The following is a 16,034-nucleotide window of genomic DNA, read 5'->3' on the forward strand; positions in this document are numbered from 1 at the left end:
ATAGTCATGCAATGACCGGAGCCCGGTACGTGGTGACCGCGATCAAGGCGTTTCTGGGCGTCCTCTTCGCGATACTGGTGCTGCTGCAGACCTTTTCGCTGCCAGGGCAGTTCGCCCACCTGGCCGCGGAGTCACCCGGTCAGGCCCACCTGCGCTGGCCGCTCACCGCATTGGCCGTCTTCTGGGTGTGCTGCGCACAGGTGGTCATCGTGTGCACCTGGAAACTGCTCACCCTGGTGCGGGACGACCGCATCTTCGACACCCGCGCCCTGGTGTGGGTGGACGGCATCCTCTGGGCCGTCGGCGCCGGCTGGTCGGTGTTCCTGGCGGTGTTCCTGATCGTGGGTTTCCGGGCCGACGATCCCGGGCTGCCGCTGTTGTTGTTCCTCCTGCTGGTCGCGGGGGCGGTGTTCGGACTGGTGGTGGTGGTCATGCGCTCGCTGTTGCGGCAGGCCACCGCACTGCGCGCCGACATGGATGCCGTCATCTGATGGCGATCGTGGTGCGGATCGATGTCGAACTGGCCAAGCGGAAGATGAGTGTCGGCGACTTCGCCGAGCAGGTCGGTCTCACCCCGGCCAATGTGGCGGTGCTGAAGAACGGCCGCGCCAAGGCCGTGCGATTCAGCACGCTGGACGCCATGTGCCGGGTACTCGGCTGCCAACCCGGTGATCTCCTGGAATGGGTGGACGACGACTCCGATCAGTGACCCGCCACCACGTCGGACTCGTCGATCTCCACCGGATCCTTGGACCCCGGCAGCAGTGAATAGGCCAGGCAGACCACCGCGAAGAACAGATAACCCAGTGACACCGCCGGGTTGGCCGCCCACTCGACCTGTGGAGCGTGGATCAGGCCGATGAACGACAGCGCCGCGCCCACCCCCGCGGCGATCGCGGCGTAGCGGAATTTCTTCTCCAGGATGAAGCACACCATGCTGCCCAGGATCAGGCCCACCAGCACCGCGCCCTCGCCGAGCACCTTGAGGCCTTCGTACACCACACCGGCGCCATTGAGTGCTTCCATCCCGACCTCGGCGGCAGAGGTACCGGCAGCATTGAGCGCGTTGTCGATCAGGCCTCGGCCCCACTCCGCGAGATTCGGTAGCAGCGCGGCCACCACGGCCACCGCGTGCAACCGGGGCACCGCCTGGAACGCCTGCGCACCGATCAGCAGACCGATGTACAGCAGGATCGGCACGATCGCGGGTACCGGCAGTAGCGCGTCCAGCACGCCGAAAAGCCCGATGAAGCACAGGATTCCGATGGCGACGCCGCTGGCCAGTGAGTACGAAGCCCGGCCGCCGGCATCTTTCCAGCCCGGGTGGCCGATGTAGACCGCCGGCGGGAACGGCGAACCGAACGCCGATCCGATCACCGCGCCGGCACCGTCGGCCAGCAGCACGCTGCGCAGGTTGTAGTTGTCCCCGGCGGCCGCGGCGCTCTCGACATTGCTCATGGCCTCGGTGAAGTTGTACACACCCAGCGGAATGGCGGTACCGAGCAGCGGGGCAAGGTCGGACAGGCCGTTGAACAGCAGATCGATACGCAGATCAGGGATTCCGATCGCGATGTTGGTGACCGCAGCACCCACGTCGGGCGCTGACATGAAACCGCCGATCCAGCCGATTGCCGTGCCCACCAGCAGCGCGGCCAGACCCACCGGGATGTTGAACGGCAGCTTCATGTTGGTGAAGAACCCGATCAGGATGATCGCCAAGACCGGCAGACCGATCCAGGCGGCCTCCCACATCTGCGCCGCCGGTCGCATGGAGATGAAAGTGATGGAGATACCGGCCAGGGTGCCCAGCATGGCCGCCCGCGGGGTGAGCTTGCGGATGTAGGGGCCGACGAACGCGCCGATCATCACGATGACGCCGATCAGGAAGGCCCACGCCAGACCCGCCTCCCAGGCGCGCACGGGATCGTCGGTGTTCAGGTACACCGGCAGCATCACCACGAACACCACGATGAACATGTGCGGCACACTCGGCCCGTACGGCAAAGCCGTGACGTCCGAGCGGTTTTCCCGTTTGGCCAGCCGCCGGGCCAGGAACGTGTAGTACAAGTTGCCCAGGATCAGCGCCACCCCGAGGGCCGGGAGCACGGTCCCGAGCACGTCGCCGGCAGGCACGGCGATGACCCCGATCATCAGACCTGTCAAGGTCAAGACGTTGACCAGGATGTTGAACCCGAGACCGAAGAACGCGTTGAGGTCGCCTCGGGTCCACCAGGAGACGCCGGAGCCGGCCGACTTGTGAACCGGCGGGTCCGCGGGTGTGACGTCAGTGCTCATGTCGAGAGTCCTTTCAGGCGGCTGTCGGGGTCAGGGCGTTGAGTGCGGGAATGACGGCGCCGGTGTCGGCGACCCACCCGAAGATGCCGCCCTGGGCCGCGATCATCTTCAGGCCGACTTCCTGGAACTCCGGGAAATACGAACCGACACAATCGGATACGACCAGGCATTCATAACCCCGGTCGTTGGCCTCGCGGGTGGTGGTGTGCACACACACCTCGGTGGTGACGCCGGTGACCAGCAACTGGGTGATCCCCGCCGCGGTCAGCACGTCCTGTAGTTCGGTGGCGTAGAACGCGCCCTTTCCGGGTTTGTCGATCACGAGTTCACCCTCGATCGGTGCCAACTCGTCGACGATGTCGTGGCCGTACTCGCCGCGGATCAGAATCCGTCCGTACTTGCCGGGATCTCCGATGCGTTTCGACGGCGCACCGCGGTTCAGCTTGGCCGGCGGGCAGTCGGCCAGGTCGGGCCGGTGCCCCTCGCGGGTGTGGATCACCATGACGCCGGCCTCGCGGGCCGCGGCGATCAGCGCCGCCAGTGGCGGCACCACTTTCAGCAGCTGGTCGACGTCGTTGCCGAGACTTTCCCCGAAACCGCCGGGCAGCAGGAAATCCCGCTGCATGTCGATGACGATCAGGGCAGTCTTGCCTGCGACGAGGGAGAACGGGGACGGCGCTGCGGGAATGTCGACGGCGGTGTTCACACATGCTCCTCGGAGGTCAGATCAGCGGACTGGGAAAGGGCCGAACGCGGTTCGTCGAGCAGCTGAGCCGCCAGCTGCAGCGCCACATCGTCGGTCTGTGCGGCGCCGAGCAGGGTGGCGCTGTAGGGCCGCCCGTCGGAGAGGGTGCCGAGCGGCACCGCTACGCCCAGCAGGTCCAGCAGATTTCCGAAGTGGGTGTAGTGACCCAGCATCGTGTTGGTCTCGATGGGCCGGTCGAGCACCTGCTCGACGGTGAAGGTGGTCCCGATCGTCGGTACCACCAGAACATCCATGCCCTGCCACAGCCGCCCGACTTCCGCGCGCAGTTCCTGCAGGCGCTGCAGCGCGGCGAAGGCGTCGACGGCGGTGTATTTCTGCCCGCTGAGCAGGATGTCGCGCACCACCGGATGGATCGAATCAGGCTGGGCGGCAAGGAAGTCCCCGAACACCACCAGCCGCTCGGCAACCCACGGACCCTGGTAGAGCAGTTCGCCGGCGGCCAGGAACGGCGCCAGCGACACCTCCACGGTGTCGACCTGGCCGGCCAGTCGGTGCCGGAACGCCAGGTGGGCCTGTTTCATGGCCTCGTCGCCGAAGAACTCGAGTTCGTCGACGGCGGGCAGTCCGACGCGGATCGGCGCACCGTCGAATCGGGGGCCGCGGTCTCGGGACCACGCGTCGTCGTCATCGCGGCCCGCCATCACGTCGAAGGCGCGGTCCACGTCGTCGACGCATCCGGCCATCAGCGTGATGCAGTCCAGCGACTTGCAGGCCGGTACCAGTCCGACCGTACTGATCAGGCCCCGTGAGGGTTTGAACCCGATGACGCCGTTGAGCGCCGCGGGCACCCGGCCGGATCCGGCGGTGTCGGTGGCCACGGCGAAGGGCACCTGACCCAGGGCCACGGCCAAGGCCGAACCCGAGCTGGAGCCCCCGGAGATCATATTGCCGCCGTACACACTGCGCGGCATCGGGTACGGGGTGCGGGTGCCGTTCAGGCCGGTGGCGAATTGGTCGAGATTGGTCTTGCCGACGTAGAGGGCGCCGGCGTCGAGCAGGCGCTGTACGACGGGGGCGGTGCTGGTGGCCACGTAGGAGTAGTCCGGGCACGACAGGGTGGTCGGTACCCCCGCGACGTCGATACTGTCCTTGACGCCGAAAGGCACCCCATAGAGGGGCAGAGCCCTTGCGCCAGGGCGGTTTTCGATCTCCCTGGCCGCCGCCAACAGTTCCTCGCGGGGCACCGTGGACAGCCACGTCCCGTCCTCACCGCGGGCGGCGATGGCGTCGGCCACCCGGGCCGCGGTCTTGGTGGGCGAACCCGAACCGCCGGCGTGGGATTCGAGGATCTCCGCGACGGAGGGGCCCAGCGACGGCCCGGGGGAGTACGTAACCATAACTGTCGATTGTCGACAGAATGATGGCGCTGTGAGGTCGGCTGTGTGTCGATTGTGTTAGCAACGCCGGTGCAACGAGGGCGACTACAGCCGCAGGTAGCTCAGGTGACCGTGATCGTGCATGGCGGCCAGTACCACCGCGGCGTCGTTGGTCGACAGCGCCGCCACGATGGCCTCATGCCGCTCGATACCGTCGTCGGCGTGGTGGTGCCGCGCCTCTTCGCGCAGATTGACCGCCATGGGCAGCTGCAGCTTCAGCAGGATCGGTTCCAGGGCGATGTCGAGTTGGCGGTTGTCGGCCAGTGCGACGACAGCGGCGTGGAACTCGCGGTGGGCATCGTCGCGGTCGAGGTCGGTTGCGGCGGCCTTCATCTGGGCCAGCGCCTCGTGGACCGGACGCAGCGCCGAGGCCGGGTCGCCCAGGGGCAGTGCGCCTTCGATGGCGTGACGCTCGAGCACCCCGCGCAGTTCGAACAACTGCAGGATGTCCCGCGGCGACCAGGCCGTGACCCGCGATCCTCGCCGGGGCAGGTGCTCGACGAGGCCCTGTTGGGCCAATTGCCGTAACGCCTCGCGCAGCGGCGCCCGGCTGATGCCCAGGTCGGCGCACAACTGTTCCTCGATGATCTTCTCACCGGGCTGCAGTGCGCCGCTCATGATGGCGTCCCGTACGCGGCGGGCCGCGACCTCGTTCAGGGTCGCGGGCAGGGTGTGCTGTCTGGGTGCCGCCATGGCTGGAGTCCGGAGGTCCTCTCGAGGGTGGATCGCGTCGATTGTCGACAACAATAAGGGTGCTGCCGGAGGCTGGCTAAGCTGAAATGCGGAAGGACGATGCGGCATGACGCGAAATGACCACGCCACCAAGGCTTCACACGATCTACCTGAAATCGGAGCGCAGGCCCGGCGATTGGCCGATCTGGGGATCATCGGCGGTGTCAGCGGTTCGCTGCCGTCCGGGCGGGGCCTGCTGGTGCTGAACCCGCGGTGGGCGCCGGCGTCGGCGCTGGCCCCACAGATGACACGCGCAGGCAAAGCGGGGTTCGTGGTCACCGATATGACTGACGTCGACGAGTTCCGTCCGATCGAGTCGGTGACCGTGCCGACAACGGCGTTCTACCTCGTCGAGGATCCCCAGCGGGGAGACGAGATGGCGAACTGGAGCCCCGACGAGGCGCTACCGGCCATCGCCGGGGCCGGACGCACACCGCTCACTCTGGCCGAGGGAATCCAGTGGGTGATCCAGTGCCCCGCCGTCCTGGAGCGCAATCACTGCTTCATGACCATCGCCTCGCGGTTGCGCCGGCCGAACGGCGCTCTGGACAGCCGCACCCCCGCGCTGTGGATCAGCAACGGCACCGGCCGCGACGGTCGCGCCCGCCGCGACGCCCCGAAAGTCGGCTGGTGCTGGGCGGGCAATCGGCACACCTGGCTGGGTTTCGCGTCCGCCGCGGGCCGGAGCGAGGTTCAGCTCTCGGCGTCGGCGATCGACAGCAGGTGACGGGTGATCGTCTCGACCTCCACCGCCAGGACACGCTGGGCGATGTGCGATTTGTCCAGAAACGAGGTCGCGGATTCGCGGAGCTGCTGTTCGGCGGCCACCAAGTGCGTGGCGTCCAGGGTCCAGGCGCGTCCCGCGCGCGGCGTGTCCCCGCGCAGCGCATCGACGAAATCGTCCACCGCCACCACGAAGCGGCGGTCCAGGGTTTCCGGTCGCACCCCGGCAACGTGGCGTTCGAGCACGGCGCACGATGCGGTGATCGCGTTGAGTCCCGCCCGGTAGGTGGTGAGCCAGCGTCGGACCACCGAGGCGTCCGCGTGCACGCTGCCGCTGGCCGCGTCGAATGCTGATCGCGCCCGCATGGCACGCTCCCAGGCGGCGGCGATCACGGTCTCGGCATCGGAGAGTGGATGGACGAAGGCGCTGATCACCGTTGCGGCATAATCGATTTCGGCCTTCAGTAGTTCGCCCGCGCGCTGATACAGGCGCACCAGTGCGCCATCCGGGAGCAGCACGTGACTGCCGATGGCCAGGGCCGCCCCCAGGCCCGCCGCCAGCAACCGCTCACGCCAGGCCTCCCGGGGCACCGAACCCTCGATGTCGATCAGGAACACGATCGCCGCACTCAGCGCAACTATCGCCGGAACGTGGCCGAGGCCTTGCACGGCGTACGCGGCGCCGACGAACAGCACCGCAAAGACGGCCGACACCACCCCGGTGGGGTGCCAGAGGACAGTGGCCGAGGTGGCCAGGGTGATACCGCCGATGGTGGCGAGAACCCGGATGACGCAGAGGGTGTAGGTATGGGCGGTTTCGGGACGTAACACCAGAAAGACGGTCAGCGCGATCCAGTAGCCCCGGGGCATCCCGGTGACCGCCGCGACGGCGGTTCCGATCGCCGCGGCGCCCGCCAGTCGCATCGCATGCCGGAGAATCGGCGAGCTCCACCTGAGCTGGGCCCGCAGCGACGCGAGCACCGAACCGACGGCCCGCACCGGTACGCCGGACCCGGTGAACCGCAGCGCCGTCGCCTCGTGCAATTGCGCCTGGAGGCGGCGCGCCCGGGCCATCGCTGTCTTCGGTACCCGGTCGACCGCCCGGTCCAGGGCGGCCAGCGCCTCCTCGGCGTCGCTGCGACCACCACCGCCGAGGGCGTCGAGGGTGTCAGCGGCGGCCGACACCACGGTGTGGGTGGCCGGGTTCTGCGAATCAGACTGCAGTGCAGTCAGACTCATCGCTATGCGCTCGGGTAGGCCGTAGCGCGGACGGGTATAGGCCTCGCGCAGGGTCAGCAGTGGTGCCACGTCCAAAGTCGCGGCCGGATCGGCCACCAGTTCCCGGGCCCCGGTGGCCACCGAGCGATAGGCGGTGGTGAGCGCGGTCCGCTGGATGTGCCACTGACGTCGCGGCCATGCCGCGACCAGCAGCGCCTGGGTCAGGCCGCCGGCGAGGGCCAACAGTGCGGTGATCGACGCGGCACCCAAGGGGGCGGGCTGATGCCCGCATGTCACCAGCAGCGCACCCAGCGCTGTCGCCACCAGACCCGCGTCGGCGCTCACCGCCCATGCCAGTCCCGCGGCCACCGCGCACATCACGACCACAAGGAGGAACAGCACGTCGTGTGCTGCCGCCCAGGAGCCGGCCAGCGTGACGATCGCGGCGAGAGCCGACACCCCGAGCACCCTCGGCATGCGTCGTGGATTGTCTTGCAGGGCCACCGCCCCGGCGATGGCCGCGCTGCCACCTGCGGCCATCGCCGCGCCCGGCGACCCCCATTCGAGGGCGAGCACCACCGCCAGCAGGATTCCGAGCAGGCTGCGCGCCACCTCGCCGATGTACGGCCATGCCGGCCTCATCTCAGACATTATGCGCTGCTGCCCAGCAGGTAGATTCCATCCATGGAGAAGGTCATCTTCGTGCTCCGCGCCGAGCCCGGCGGGGGCGACGACGCCTGGTGCGACCAGTTGCGGGGGCCGGCGGCTGCCGAGCTACTGGATCTCGGTCTGCCCGGACTGACGGTCAATGTCAAGGATGCCGCGGTGCGAGACTCGCTGATGACGCTGTCCACACTCGATCCTCCGGTGAACGCGGTGGTGAGTGTGTGGACCCAGCAGTCCTACGGCCCGCAGCTGGACGCGGCCGCCGCCGTGCTCGAGGCCGTCGCCGCCGACGTTTTCGGCTACCTGGTCACCGAATCGATCCCGCTTGCGCCGCCGGAGACTGAATTCGGCAGCAGGACAAGCGGTTTGGCAAACATTGCGCTGTTGCGCAGGCCGGCCGGGCTCGATGAGGCCACCTGGCGGCACCGGTGGCAGATCGACCACACCCCGGTGGCCATCGAAACGCAGGACACCTTCGGCTACATCCAGAACGCCGTCGTGCGTGCGGTGACGCCCGGCGCGCCCGAACTGGCCGCCATTGTCGAGGAGCTGTTCCCCGATGCCGCCGTCACCGATCTCAAGGCGTTCTTCGGCGCCGACGACGATGATGAGCTCGGTCGTCGGATCACCCGGATGGTGGCCAGCACATCGGCCTTCGGCGCCAACGAGAACATCGACACGGTACCCACCAGCCGCTATGTGTGGCGTGACGCGTTCGCACGGTCATGACCAGCCTCCGCGAAGCTGTCGCGCTTGCCCGGGCCGAGAGCGGGCTGGCCGTGGTCTCGACCGTGCGTGCCGACGGCACGGTCCAGGCCTCTTTGGTCAACGCGGGCATCATCGACCACCCGTCCACCGGCACACCGGTGCTGGCCTTCGTCACCTACGGCAAGGTCAAACTGGCCAACCTCCGGCAGCGGCCTGCCCTGGCCGCCACCTTCCGCGCCGGCTGGCAGTGGGCCACTGTCGAGGGCCGGGCGGAACTGGCCGGACCCGATGACCCGGTGGACTGGCTGACCGACCTGCCCCAGCTGTTACGGCAGATCTTCACCGCCGCCGGCGGTACCCATGACGACTGGGATGCCTACGACCGAGAGATGGTGCGGCAGCGCCGCACCGCGGTGCTGATCACACCAACACGCATCTACTCGAACTAGAGCCTCTAGTCTCTACAGGCGTGACACTGCAGATCGCCGATGACAACCGGGTCCGCACGCTGACGCTCAGCCGTCCGGAGGCGCTCAACGCCTTCAACGAGGCGCTCTACGATGCCACCACGGTCGCCTTGCGGGAGGCCGCCGACGATCCCGAGGTCGCGGTCGTGCTGATCACCGGGCAGGGCCGCGCGTTCAGTGCGGGCACCGATCTCGCCGAGATGCAGGCCCGCATCACCGATCCGGACTTCACTCCCGGCGAATACGGTTTCCTGGGTCTCATCGACGCCCTCACCGCGTTTCCCAAGCCGCTGATCTGCGCTGTCAACGGCTTGGGGGTGGGCATCGGCACGACGATCCTGGGTTTCGCCGATATCGCGTTCATGGCCAGCACGGCGAAGCTGAAGTGCCCGTTCACCAGTCTCGGGGTGGCCCCGGAGGCGGCGTCGTCCTACCTATTGCCGCGGCTGATCGGTCACCAGAACGCCGCCTGGCTGCTGATGTCGTCGGAATGGGTGAGCGCAGCCGAGGCGCTGCGGATGGGTCTGGTGTGGAAGGTGTGCGAACCGGAGGAGTTGCTGACCGAGGCCCACACGCACGCCGCTGTGCTGGCATCGCGGCCGATCGCCAGCCTGCAGGCCGTCAAAGCGACGATGGTGGCCCCGATCCGGGCCGAGATCGAGGCGGCACGGGCGCGAGAGAACGCGTGTTTTGTCGAGTTGATGGGGGCGCAGGCGAACGCGGAGGCCTTGGCCGTGTTCAATGACAAGGCGGCCGACGAAAAGTCCTAGTTCAGGATGCCACCGCGGTGTCGGCGGCCAACGTTGCGGCAATGATCGCCCGCACGGTCACGCGGCACCGCCCACAGTCCGAACCTGCCCCGCACGCTGCGGCAACCTGCTTGGACGTGCAGGCGCCCTTGGCGATCGCGTCGGCGACACAATGGCTCGTCGCGCCGGTGCAGAGGCAGACGTACATTAGCGCAGTCTAACCTAAGTAGGCCCGAAGTGTTAGGGCATCCTCAGTTAGGTGTGCCTACGTTAAAACCGCAGGTAGAGATGGGTTTTTCCGGCGATTCATGCGTGCTTTGACCGCTGAACTGGGCTAGATTCGTGGGAGCAGCGGATCCGCGCACAGCCCAGCGCGCCCGCGAGCCACTGCAGTTTCCTCGTGTTGTCAGCCCATCTGTCATGCCGTTCGCGCCCTTCGAAGGAGCCCCCATGCAAGGCGATCCAGACGTCCTCAAGTTGCTCAACGAGCAGCTGACCAGCGAACTGACGGCGATCAATCAGTACTTCCTGCACTCCAAGATGCAGGACAGCTGGGGCTTCACCGAGGTGGCCGCGCACACCCGCAAGGAATCGTTCGAAGAGATGCAGCATGCGGAGGCGCTCACCGACCGCATCCTGTTGCTGGACGGGCTGCCCAACTATCAGCGGCTGTTCTCGCTGCGGGTCGGCCAGACCCTGCGTGAGCAGTTCGAGTCGGATCTGGCCATCGAACTCGAGGTGGCCGAACGGCTGCGCCCCGGCATCATCCTGTGCCGAGAGAAACAGGACAGCACCAGTGCCAACCTGCTCGAGAAGATCATGGCCGACGAGGAAGAACACATCGACTACCTCGAAACTCAGCTGCAGCTGATGGACCGCCTGGGTGAAGAGCTCTACCTCGCGCAGTGCGTCTCGCGGCCGCCCGGGTCGCAGCAGGAGTGATCTGTCGCGGCCTGCGCGTAATCTCGTCGGCGTGTCATTAGTCGCGGGTATCGATTCATCCACGCAGTCGTGCAAGGTCCTGGTTTGTGACGCCGAAACCGGCGCCATCGTCAGGTCGGCCTCGGCTCCGCATCCTGGCGGAACCGAAGTCGACCCGGCTGCCTGGTGGGACGCGTTGCAGACCGCGATCGCCGGTGTCGGCGGGCTCGACGATGTCGAGGCCGTCGCCGTCGGTGGCCAGCAGCACGGCATGGTCTGCCTGGATTCCTCCGGTGAGGTCGTCCGAAAAGCGTTGCTGTGGAACGACACCCGGTCCGCGGATGCCGCGGTTGACCTGACCGCCGAACTCGGCGGCGCCACCCGCTGGGCGCAGGAGACCGGCCTGGTTCCGGTGGCCTCCTTCACCGCGACGAAGCTTCGCTGGCTGGCCGACCATGAGCCCGAGAACGCCGATCGCACCGCCGCGGTGTGCCTTCCGCACGATTACCTGACGTGGCGGTTGGCGGGTTCCACCGATATCGCGGATCTGGTGACCGATCGAAGCGACGCCAGCGGTACCGGTTACTTCTCGGCCGCCGACAACAGCTACAAGGAGGATCTGCTGCTGTTGGCCACTCGCGGCCGCCTCCCGCGCCTGCCCCGGGTGCTCGGACCGCACGAGTCCGCGCTGCGCCTCGCCGGCGGCGGTGCCGCGCTGGGCCCCGGCGCCGGCGACAACGCCGCGGCCGCGCTCGGCTTGGGCGCCGCCTCGGGTGATTGCGTCATGTCCCTGGGTACCTCGGGGGTCATCAGTGCGGTCGGTGAGACGGCCTCGCATGACCCCGACGGCATTGTCGCCGGTTTCGCCGACGCCACCGGCAGGCAGTTGCCGCTGGTCTGCACCCTCAACGGCGCACCCGTGCTGGCGGCGGTGGCCAAGATGCTGGGCGTCGATCTCGGGCAGTTCGCCGAACTGGCGCTGTCGGCACCTGCCGGCAGCGAAGGCCTGGTGTGGATTCCGTATTTCGACGGCGAACGGTCACCGAACCTGCCCGACGCCCGCGGCGCATTGCAGGGTGTGAGCACCACCAACCTCTCGCCGGCCAACGTCGCCCGCGCCGCCGTCGAAGGGCTGTTGGCGTCGATGGCCTACTGCCTCGACAAGATCGCCGAGCAGGGGGTCGCGGTCGAGCGGGTCCTGTTGGTCGGCGGGGGCGCACATTCCGCGGCGGTGCGCCGGCTGGCACCGGCCGTGCTCGGACGTCCCGTCGAAGTGCCCACCCCGGGTGAGTACGTCGCGCTCGGCGCGGCCAAACAGGCCGCGTGGACGCTCGTCGGCGGCGAGGAACCACCGCAATGGCAACTGGAGGGTTCAGAAACGTACACCGGGGAACCCACGCCCCATGTCGTCGACCAGTATCACGCTGCACGAGGTCTCACACTGGGGCAACGCAAGATAATGCTCGTCTGACCGCCGTGTCGAACCCCGTGAGCAACGAGTCGGCCAGCTCGCTCGTCAGCCCTGCGCGCCGCAATCTCATCTTCGTGGCCGTGCTGTTGGGCATGTTGCTGGCCGCACTCGACCAAACCATCGTCGCCACCGCGCTGCCGACGGTCGTCGCCGACCTCGGCGGCGCCGGCCACCAGTCGTGGGTGGTCACCAGCTACCTGCTGGCGTCAACGATCGCCACCGCGATCGTCGGCAAGCTCGGCGACCTGTTCGGCCGCAAACAGGTGTTCCAGGTGTCGGTGCTGTTCTTCCTGGCCGGCTCCGTGCTGTGCGGGCTGGCCGGCTCCATGTCGATGCTCGTGGCCGCCCGCGCGCTGCAGGGCATCGGTGGTGGCGCCATCATGGTCACCGCCATGGCGGTGATCGGCGAGGTCATCCCACTGCGTGAACGAGGCCGCTACCAGGGCGCGCTCGGTGCGGTGTTCGGCGTCACCACGGTCATCGGACCGCTGCTCGGCGGTTTCTTCACCGACCATCTGAGCTGGCGGTGGGCGTTCTGGATCAACGTGCCCGTCGGCGTCGTCGTCCTGATCGTCGGCGCCGTCGCCATCCCGGCGCTGGCGCGGGCCACCAAACCCGTCATCGACTACGCCGGCATCCTGTTCGTCGGGCTCGGCGCCTCCGGACTGACCCTGGCGACCAGTTGGGGCGGCGGCGAATACGCCTGGACGTCACCGGTGATCATCGCGCTGTTCGTTGGATCCTTCGCCGCCCTGGGCGTGTTCATCTGGGTCGAACTTCGGGCCAGGGAGCCCATCCTGCCCATGCGGTTGTTCCGTAGCCCGGTGTTCTCGGTGTGCTGCATCCTCGGGTTCATCGTCGGCTTCGCCATGCTCGGCGCGCTGACATTCCTGCCGACGTTCATGCAGTTCGTCGACGGGGTCTCGGCCACCGAGTCCGGCCTTCGCACGTTGCCGATGGTGCTCGGGCTGTTGTCCACGTCGATCGCCAGCGGTCAGATCGTCGGCCGCACCGGGCGCTACAAGATCTTCCCGATCGCCGGCACCGCGATCATGACCGTCGGCTTCCTGCTGCTGTCACGGATGGACGCCACCACTTCGATCTGGTTGCAGTCGATGTATCTGTTCGTACTGGGCTGCGGTATCGGGCTGTGCATGCAGGTTCTGGTGCTCACCGTGCAGAACACCTCCCGGTTCGAAGACCTGGGGGTGGCGACCTCCGGTGTCACCTTCTTCCGCACCATCGGAAGTTCGTTCGGCGCGGCCATCTTCGGCTCGCTGTTCGCCAACTTCCTGGCCGGCCGCATCGCACCCGCGCTGGCCGCCGGTGGTGCGCCGCCGGTGGCCGCCGAGTCGCCCAAGGCGCTGCACGAACTGCCCGCCCAGATGGCGGCGCCCATTGTCGACGCCTACGCCGACTCGCTGGGACAGGTGTTCCTGTGTGCGGCGCCCGTGGCGCTGGTCGGGTTCGTGGTCTCGCTTTTCCTCAAAGAGGTGCCGCTGCGCGACATGGACGCCGTCTCGGCCTCCGACCTGGGCGAGGGCTTCGGCATGCCCAGCGGCGAGTCGCCGGAGAAGATCCTCGAGACGGCCGTCGGACGGATGTTCCGCGATTACCCGGAGATCCGCCTGCGCCACATCGCCGGCCGGTACGGCGTCGACATGGATGTTGCGGGGCTGTGGGCGCTGCTGCAGATATACCGGCAGAACCAGGTGTTCGGCAGTGCGCGGCTCTCCGAGATCGGCGACCGGCTCCGGATGCCGTGCGAGGTGCTCGAGCCCACCTTCGACAAACTGACCGCCGACGGGTACGCCCTGCGCACCGGTGACCAGATGTGGCTCACGCAGTCCGGGGTGCGCCAGGTGGACGCCGCCTCGGCCGCCATCGTCGGCCGCATCGTCGACAAGCTGGCCCAGTCGCCGACCTTCCAGGGGCGGCCGGACCGTGAAGAAGTCGAGGCTGCGCTGGAACGGATCGCGCACCGCATGTTGGTGCAAGGAGAGAGCGGCACCGAAAAGGACGCAGGAAAACTAGAACACGTTCCTGCGCCGGGTTCCTCCGCGTAGCATCGCGGCCATGAGCCGAATCGGAGAGTTCCCCGACGATGATGTGGCGGGCTGGATCCTGAAGTCGCCGGAGATCGGCGCCGCGATGGCGGGCTTCACGCACGCCGTCTACAACAACAACCGGTTGCCGCTGCGGGTGCGTGAACTCGCCCGCATCGTCATCGCCCACGACAACGAGTGCGCGGTCTGCATCAACACCCGCGACGCCGACGGCCCCGCCGCCGGAGTGGACGAGGAACTCTACGAACACGCCGAGCAGTGGCGTACCTGGCCCGGATACAGCGAGCAGGAACGTATCGCCGCGGAGTTCGCGCACCGCTTCGGCACCGAACACACGAAACTGCGTGACGACGAGGACTTCTGGGAGCGTGCGAAGCCGCACTTCTCCGACGAATTGATGGCCGACCTCGCGCTGTCGTGTGCGATGTGGGTGGGCATGGGGCGGATGCTGCGCACCCTCGACATCGGCCAGACCTGCAAGCTGACCATTCCCAGCCGCGCCTGACCGGGCATGATGGCTGCATGACAGCCACTCCAGCCCCCGCGGCATCGATAGCCCAGCTCGAGGCCAACGACGTGGTGACAGTGGTGGGCACCGTGGTCAATCCCGCGGGACTCACCCACGCCAAGACTGTCCCGATCATGCGTATCAACGCGTTCGCCGATCCCGGCCTGGGCGCCAGCCCGGTCTGGCACGGGTTTGCCATCGACCAGGCGGGCATCGCCTTCACCGACGACATCAGCGTGGTCGGTGACGAGCGCATCCGGATCGACCTCACGGCGCTGCGCATCATCGGTGACGGATTGGCCTGGGCGCCGGGAGAATTCTTCACCCAGGACGGGCAGCGGGTACCGGCCTGCAGTCGCGGTGTGCTGACCCGCGTCGAGGAACAACTGGCCGCGCACGGGCTGCGCGCCCAGGTCGGTCACGAGCTCGAGTTCGTCCTGGTGGGCCTCGACGGTGCGGCGCTGCCGACGAACGCGTGGGCGCAGTACGGCCTGGCGGGAGTGCTCGAATACGAAGGTTTTGTCCGCGACGTCACGGCCGCGGCGACGGCTGCGGGGGTCAGCATCGAGCAGTTTCACCCCGAATACGGCGGTAACCAGTTCGAGATCTCGCTGCGGCCGCGCACCCCGGTGGCCGCGGCCGACCATGTGGTGCTGGCGCGCATCATCGTGAGCCGGGTTGCCCGCCGCTACGGACTCCGGGTCAGCTTCTCCCCGGTGCCGTTCGCCGGCGCGGTGGGTTCCGGTGCGCACCAGCACTTTTCGCTCACCCGCGGGGATCAGCCACTGTTCTCCGGTGATGCCGGGCCCTACGGTATGACACCGGAAGGGCAGAGTGCCATCGCCGGGGTGCTCGCTGGTCTTCCGCAGGCCCAGGGTGTGCTGTCCGGCTCGATCCTCTCGGGGCTGCGGATGCAGCCCGGGCACTGGGCCGGTGCCCACGCCTGCTGGGGAGCCGAGAACCGGGAGGCCGCCGTGCGGTTCCTCGTGGGTGGCCCCGCCAACCCCTACGGGGCCAATGTCGAGGTGAAGATCGTCGACCCGTCGGCCAATCCGTACTTCGCGTCCGCGGCCATTCTCGGCCTGGCACTTGACGGTATCGAGCGGTCGGCCGCGCTGCCGCCCGAGACCGCCGTCGATCCGGCCACTCTGAGTGAGGACCAGCGGGCCGCGGCAGGCACCGTGCAGCTGCCGGACGCGCAGCCGCAGATCATCGCGGCGTTGGACGAGTCGGCGCTGCTGCGCGGGATCCTCGGTGACAAGGCGGTCGACGTTCTGGTGGCCGTCCGGCGGTACGAGATCGAGCAGTTCGGTGAACTGTCCGCCGAGGATCTGACGGCGAAGTTCCGGTTGGCCTGGAGCCTGTAGC

At 67.8% G+C, this 16,034-nt stretch carries 17 protein-coding genes; 11 read left to right on the top strand and 6 right to left on the bottom strand.

Translation table 11 applies throughout. The annotated features are described in order from the left end of the window. The first annotated feature begins 11 nt into the window (after nt 1–11). Nucleotides 12–491, top strand: coding sequence for a DUF2975 domain-containing protein (locus AC3A6P_RS27740; protein ID WP_487695405.1), 480 nt, complete (start codon nt 12–14; stop codon nt 489–491). Continuing rightward, the gene (locus tag AC3A6P_RS27745; protein ID WP_487695407.1) at nt 491–709 is read left to right on the top strand and encodes a helix-turn-helix domain-containing protein; all 219 of its coding nucleotides are present in this window, start codon (nt 491–493) and stop codon (nt 707–709) included. The genes AC3A6P_RS27740 and AC3A6P_RS27745 overlap by 1 nt, the downstream gene beginning before the upstream one ends. On the opposite strand, the gene AC3A6P_RS27750 is transcribed toward AC3A6P_RS27745, so the two are convergent. The 4 genes from AC3A6P_RS27750 to AC3A6P_RS27765 all read right to left on the bottom strand — a co-directional run bounded on the left by AC3A6P_RS27750 (nt 703) and on the right by AC3A6P_RS27765 (nt 5,130). Beyond that, a complete protein-coding gene (locus tag AC3A6P_RS27750; RefSeq protein ID WP_487695408.1) occupies nt 703–2,295 on the bottom strand; it encodes a SulP family inorganic anion transporter in 1,593 nt (530 codons plus the stop codon). The genes AC3A6P_RS27745 and AC3A6P_RS27750 overlap by 7 nt on opposite strands. A gap of 13 nt (nt 2,296–2,308) precedes the next feature. Continuing rightward, nucleotides 2,309–3,001, bottom strand: coding sequence for a cysteine hydrolase family protein (locus AC3A6P_RS27755; protein WP_487695410.1), 693 nt, complete (start codon nt 2,999–3,001; stop codon nt 2,309–2,311). Next, a complete protein-coding gene (locus AC3A6P_RS27760) occupies nt 2,998–4,398 on the bottom strand; it encodes an allophanate hydrolase (protein ID WP_487695412.1) in 1,401 nt (466 codons plus the stop codon). Before AC3A6P_RS27760 ends, AC3A6P_RS27755 begins: the two co-directional genes overlap by 4 nt. A gap of 84 nt (nt 4,399–4,482) precedes the next feature. Next, nucleotides 4,483–5,130, bottom strand: coding sequence for a GntR family transcriptional regulator (locus AC3A6P_RS27765; RefSeq protein ID WP_487695413.1), 648 nt, complete (start codon nt 5,128–5,130; stop codon nt 4,483–4,485). A gap of 106 nt (nt 5,131–5,236) precedes the next feature. Here AC3A6P_RS27765 and AC3A6P_RS27770 point away from each other — a divergent pair, with 106 nt between their 5' ends. Then, nucleotides 5,237–5,896 (top strand): DUF5701 family protein, encoded by a 660-nt coding sequence (locus AC3A6P_RS27770; RefSeq protein ID WP_487695415.1) that lies wholly within the window; start codon nt 5,237–5,239, stop codon nt 5,894–5,896. Here the strand turns inward: AC3A6P_RS27770 and AC3A6P_RS27775 are convergent. Continuing rightward, nucleotides 5,863–7,761 (bottom strand): FUSC family protein, encoded by a 1,899-nt coding sequence (locus AC3A6P_RS27775; protein WP_487695417.1) that lies wholly within the window; start codon nt 7,759–7,761, stop codon nt 5,863–5,865. The two genes, AC3A6P_RS27770 and AC3A6P_RS27775, sit on opposite strands and share 34 nt — an antisense overlap. Nucleotides 7,762–7,794: 33 nt before the next feature. Between AC3A6P_RS27775 and AC3A6P_RS27780 the strand changes: the two genes are divergently transcribed. Genes AC3A6P_RS27780 through AC3A6P_RS27790 form a run of 3 tightly spaced genes read left to right on the top strand, consistent with a single transcriptional unit; the run spans nt 7,795 to nt 9,721 of the window. Beyond that, nucleotides 7,795–8,505, top strand: coding sequence for an EthD domain-containing protein (locus tag AC3A6P_RS27780; protein WP_487695418.1), 711 nt, complete (start codon nt 7,795–7,797; stop codon nt 8,503–8,505). After that, nucleotides 8,502–8,933, top strand: a complete 432-nt coding sequence (locus AC3A6P_RS27785) for a TIGR03618 family F420-dependent PPOX class oxidoreductase (RefSeq protein WP_487695420.1) — start codon at nt 8,502–8,504, stop codon at nt 8,931–8,933. The genes AC3A6P_RS27780 and AC3A6P_RS27785 overlap by 4 nt, the downstream gene beginning before the upstream one ends. A 20-nt stretch (nt 8,934–8,953) precedes the next feature. After that, nucleotides 8,954–9,721 (top strand): enoyl-CoA hydratase/isomerase family protein, encoded by a 768-nt coding sequence (locus tag AC3A6P_RS27790; protein ID WP_487695421.1) that lies wholly within the window; start codon nt 8,954–8,956, stop codon nt 9,719–9,721. 1 nt (nt 9,722) lies between these two features. On the opposite strand, the gene AC3A6P_RS27795 is transcribed toward AC3A6P_RS27790, so the two are convergent. Continuing rightward, the gene (locus tag AC3A6P_RS27795) at nt 9,723–9,908 is read right to left on the bottom strand and encodes a (2Fe-2S)-binding protein (protein ID WP_487695422.1); all 186 of its coding nucleotides are present in this window, start codon (nt 9,906–9,908) and stop codon (nt 9,723–9,725) included. 242 nt (nt 9,909–10,150) lie between these two features. On the opposite strand from AC3A6P_RS27795, the gene bfr reads away from it, so the two are divergent. From bfr to AC3A6P_RS27820, 5 genes are read left to right on the top strand one after another with little or no spacing between them, the layout of a single operon-like run. After that, on the top strand, nt 10,151–10,642 hold the full coding sequence (bfr, locus tag AC3A6P_RS27800; protein WP_487695424.1) for a bacterioferritin: 492 nt from the start codon (nt 10,151–10,153) through the stop codon (nt 10,640–10,642). Between the two features lie 31 nt (nt 10,643–10,673). Continuing rightward, a complete protein-coding gene (gene xylB / locus AC3A6P_RS27805; protein WP_487695425.1) occupies nt 10,674–12,092 on the top strand; it encodes a xylulokinase in 1,419 nt (472 codons plus the stop codon). A 5-nt stretch (nt 12,093–12,097) separates the two neighbouring features. After that, complete coding sequence (locus AC3A6P_RS27810) at nt 12,098–14,158, top strand: MDR family MFS transporter (protein WP_487695427.1); 2,061 nt, start codon at nt 12,098–12,100, stop codon at nt 14,156–14,158. 10 nt (nt 14,159–14,168) lie between these two features. Beyond that, the gene (locus AC3A6P_RS27815; protein ID WP_487695428.1) at nt 14,169–14,663 is read left to right on the top strand and encodes a carboxymuconolactone decarboxylase family protein; all 495 of its coding nucleotides are present in this window, start codon (nt 14,169–14,171) and stop codon (nt 14,661–14,663) included. A 17-nt stretch (nt 14,664–14,680) separates the two neighbouring features. Then, nucleotides 14,681–16,033 carry a type I glutamate--ammonia ligase gene (locus tag AC3A6P_RS27820; RefSeq protein WP_487695430.1) on the top strand — a complete coding sequence of 451 codons (1,353 nt, stop codon included), beginning with the start codon at nt 14,681–14,683 and terminating at the stop codon, nt 16,031–16,033. Nucleotide 16,034: the final 1 nt, after the last annotated feature.

It is taken from the genome of Mycobacterium sp. Soil_C_30 (genome assembly GCF_057656995.1).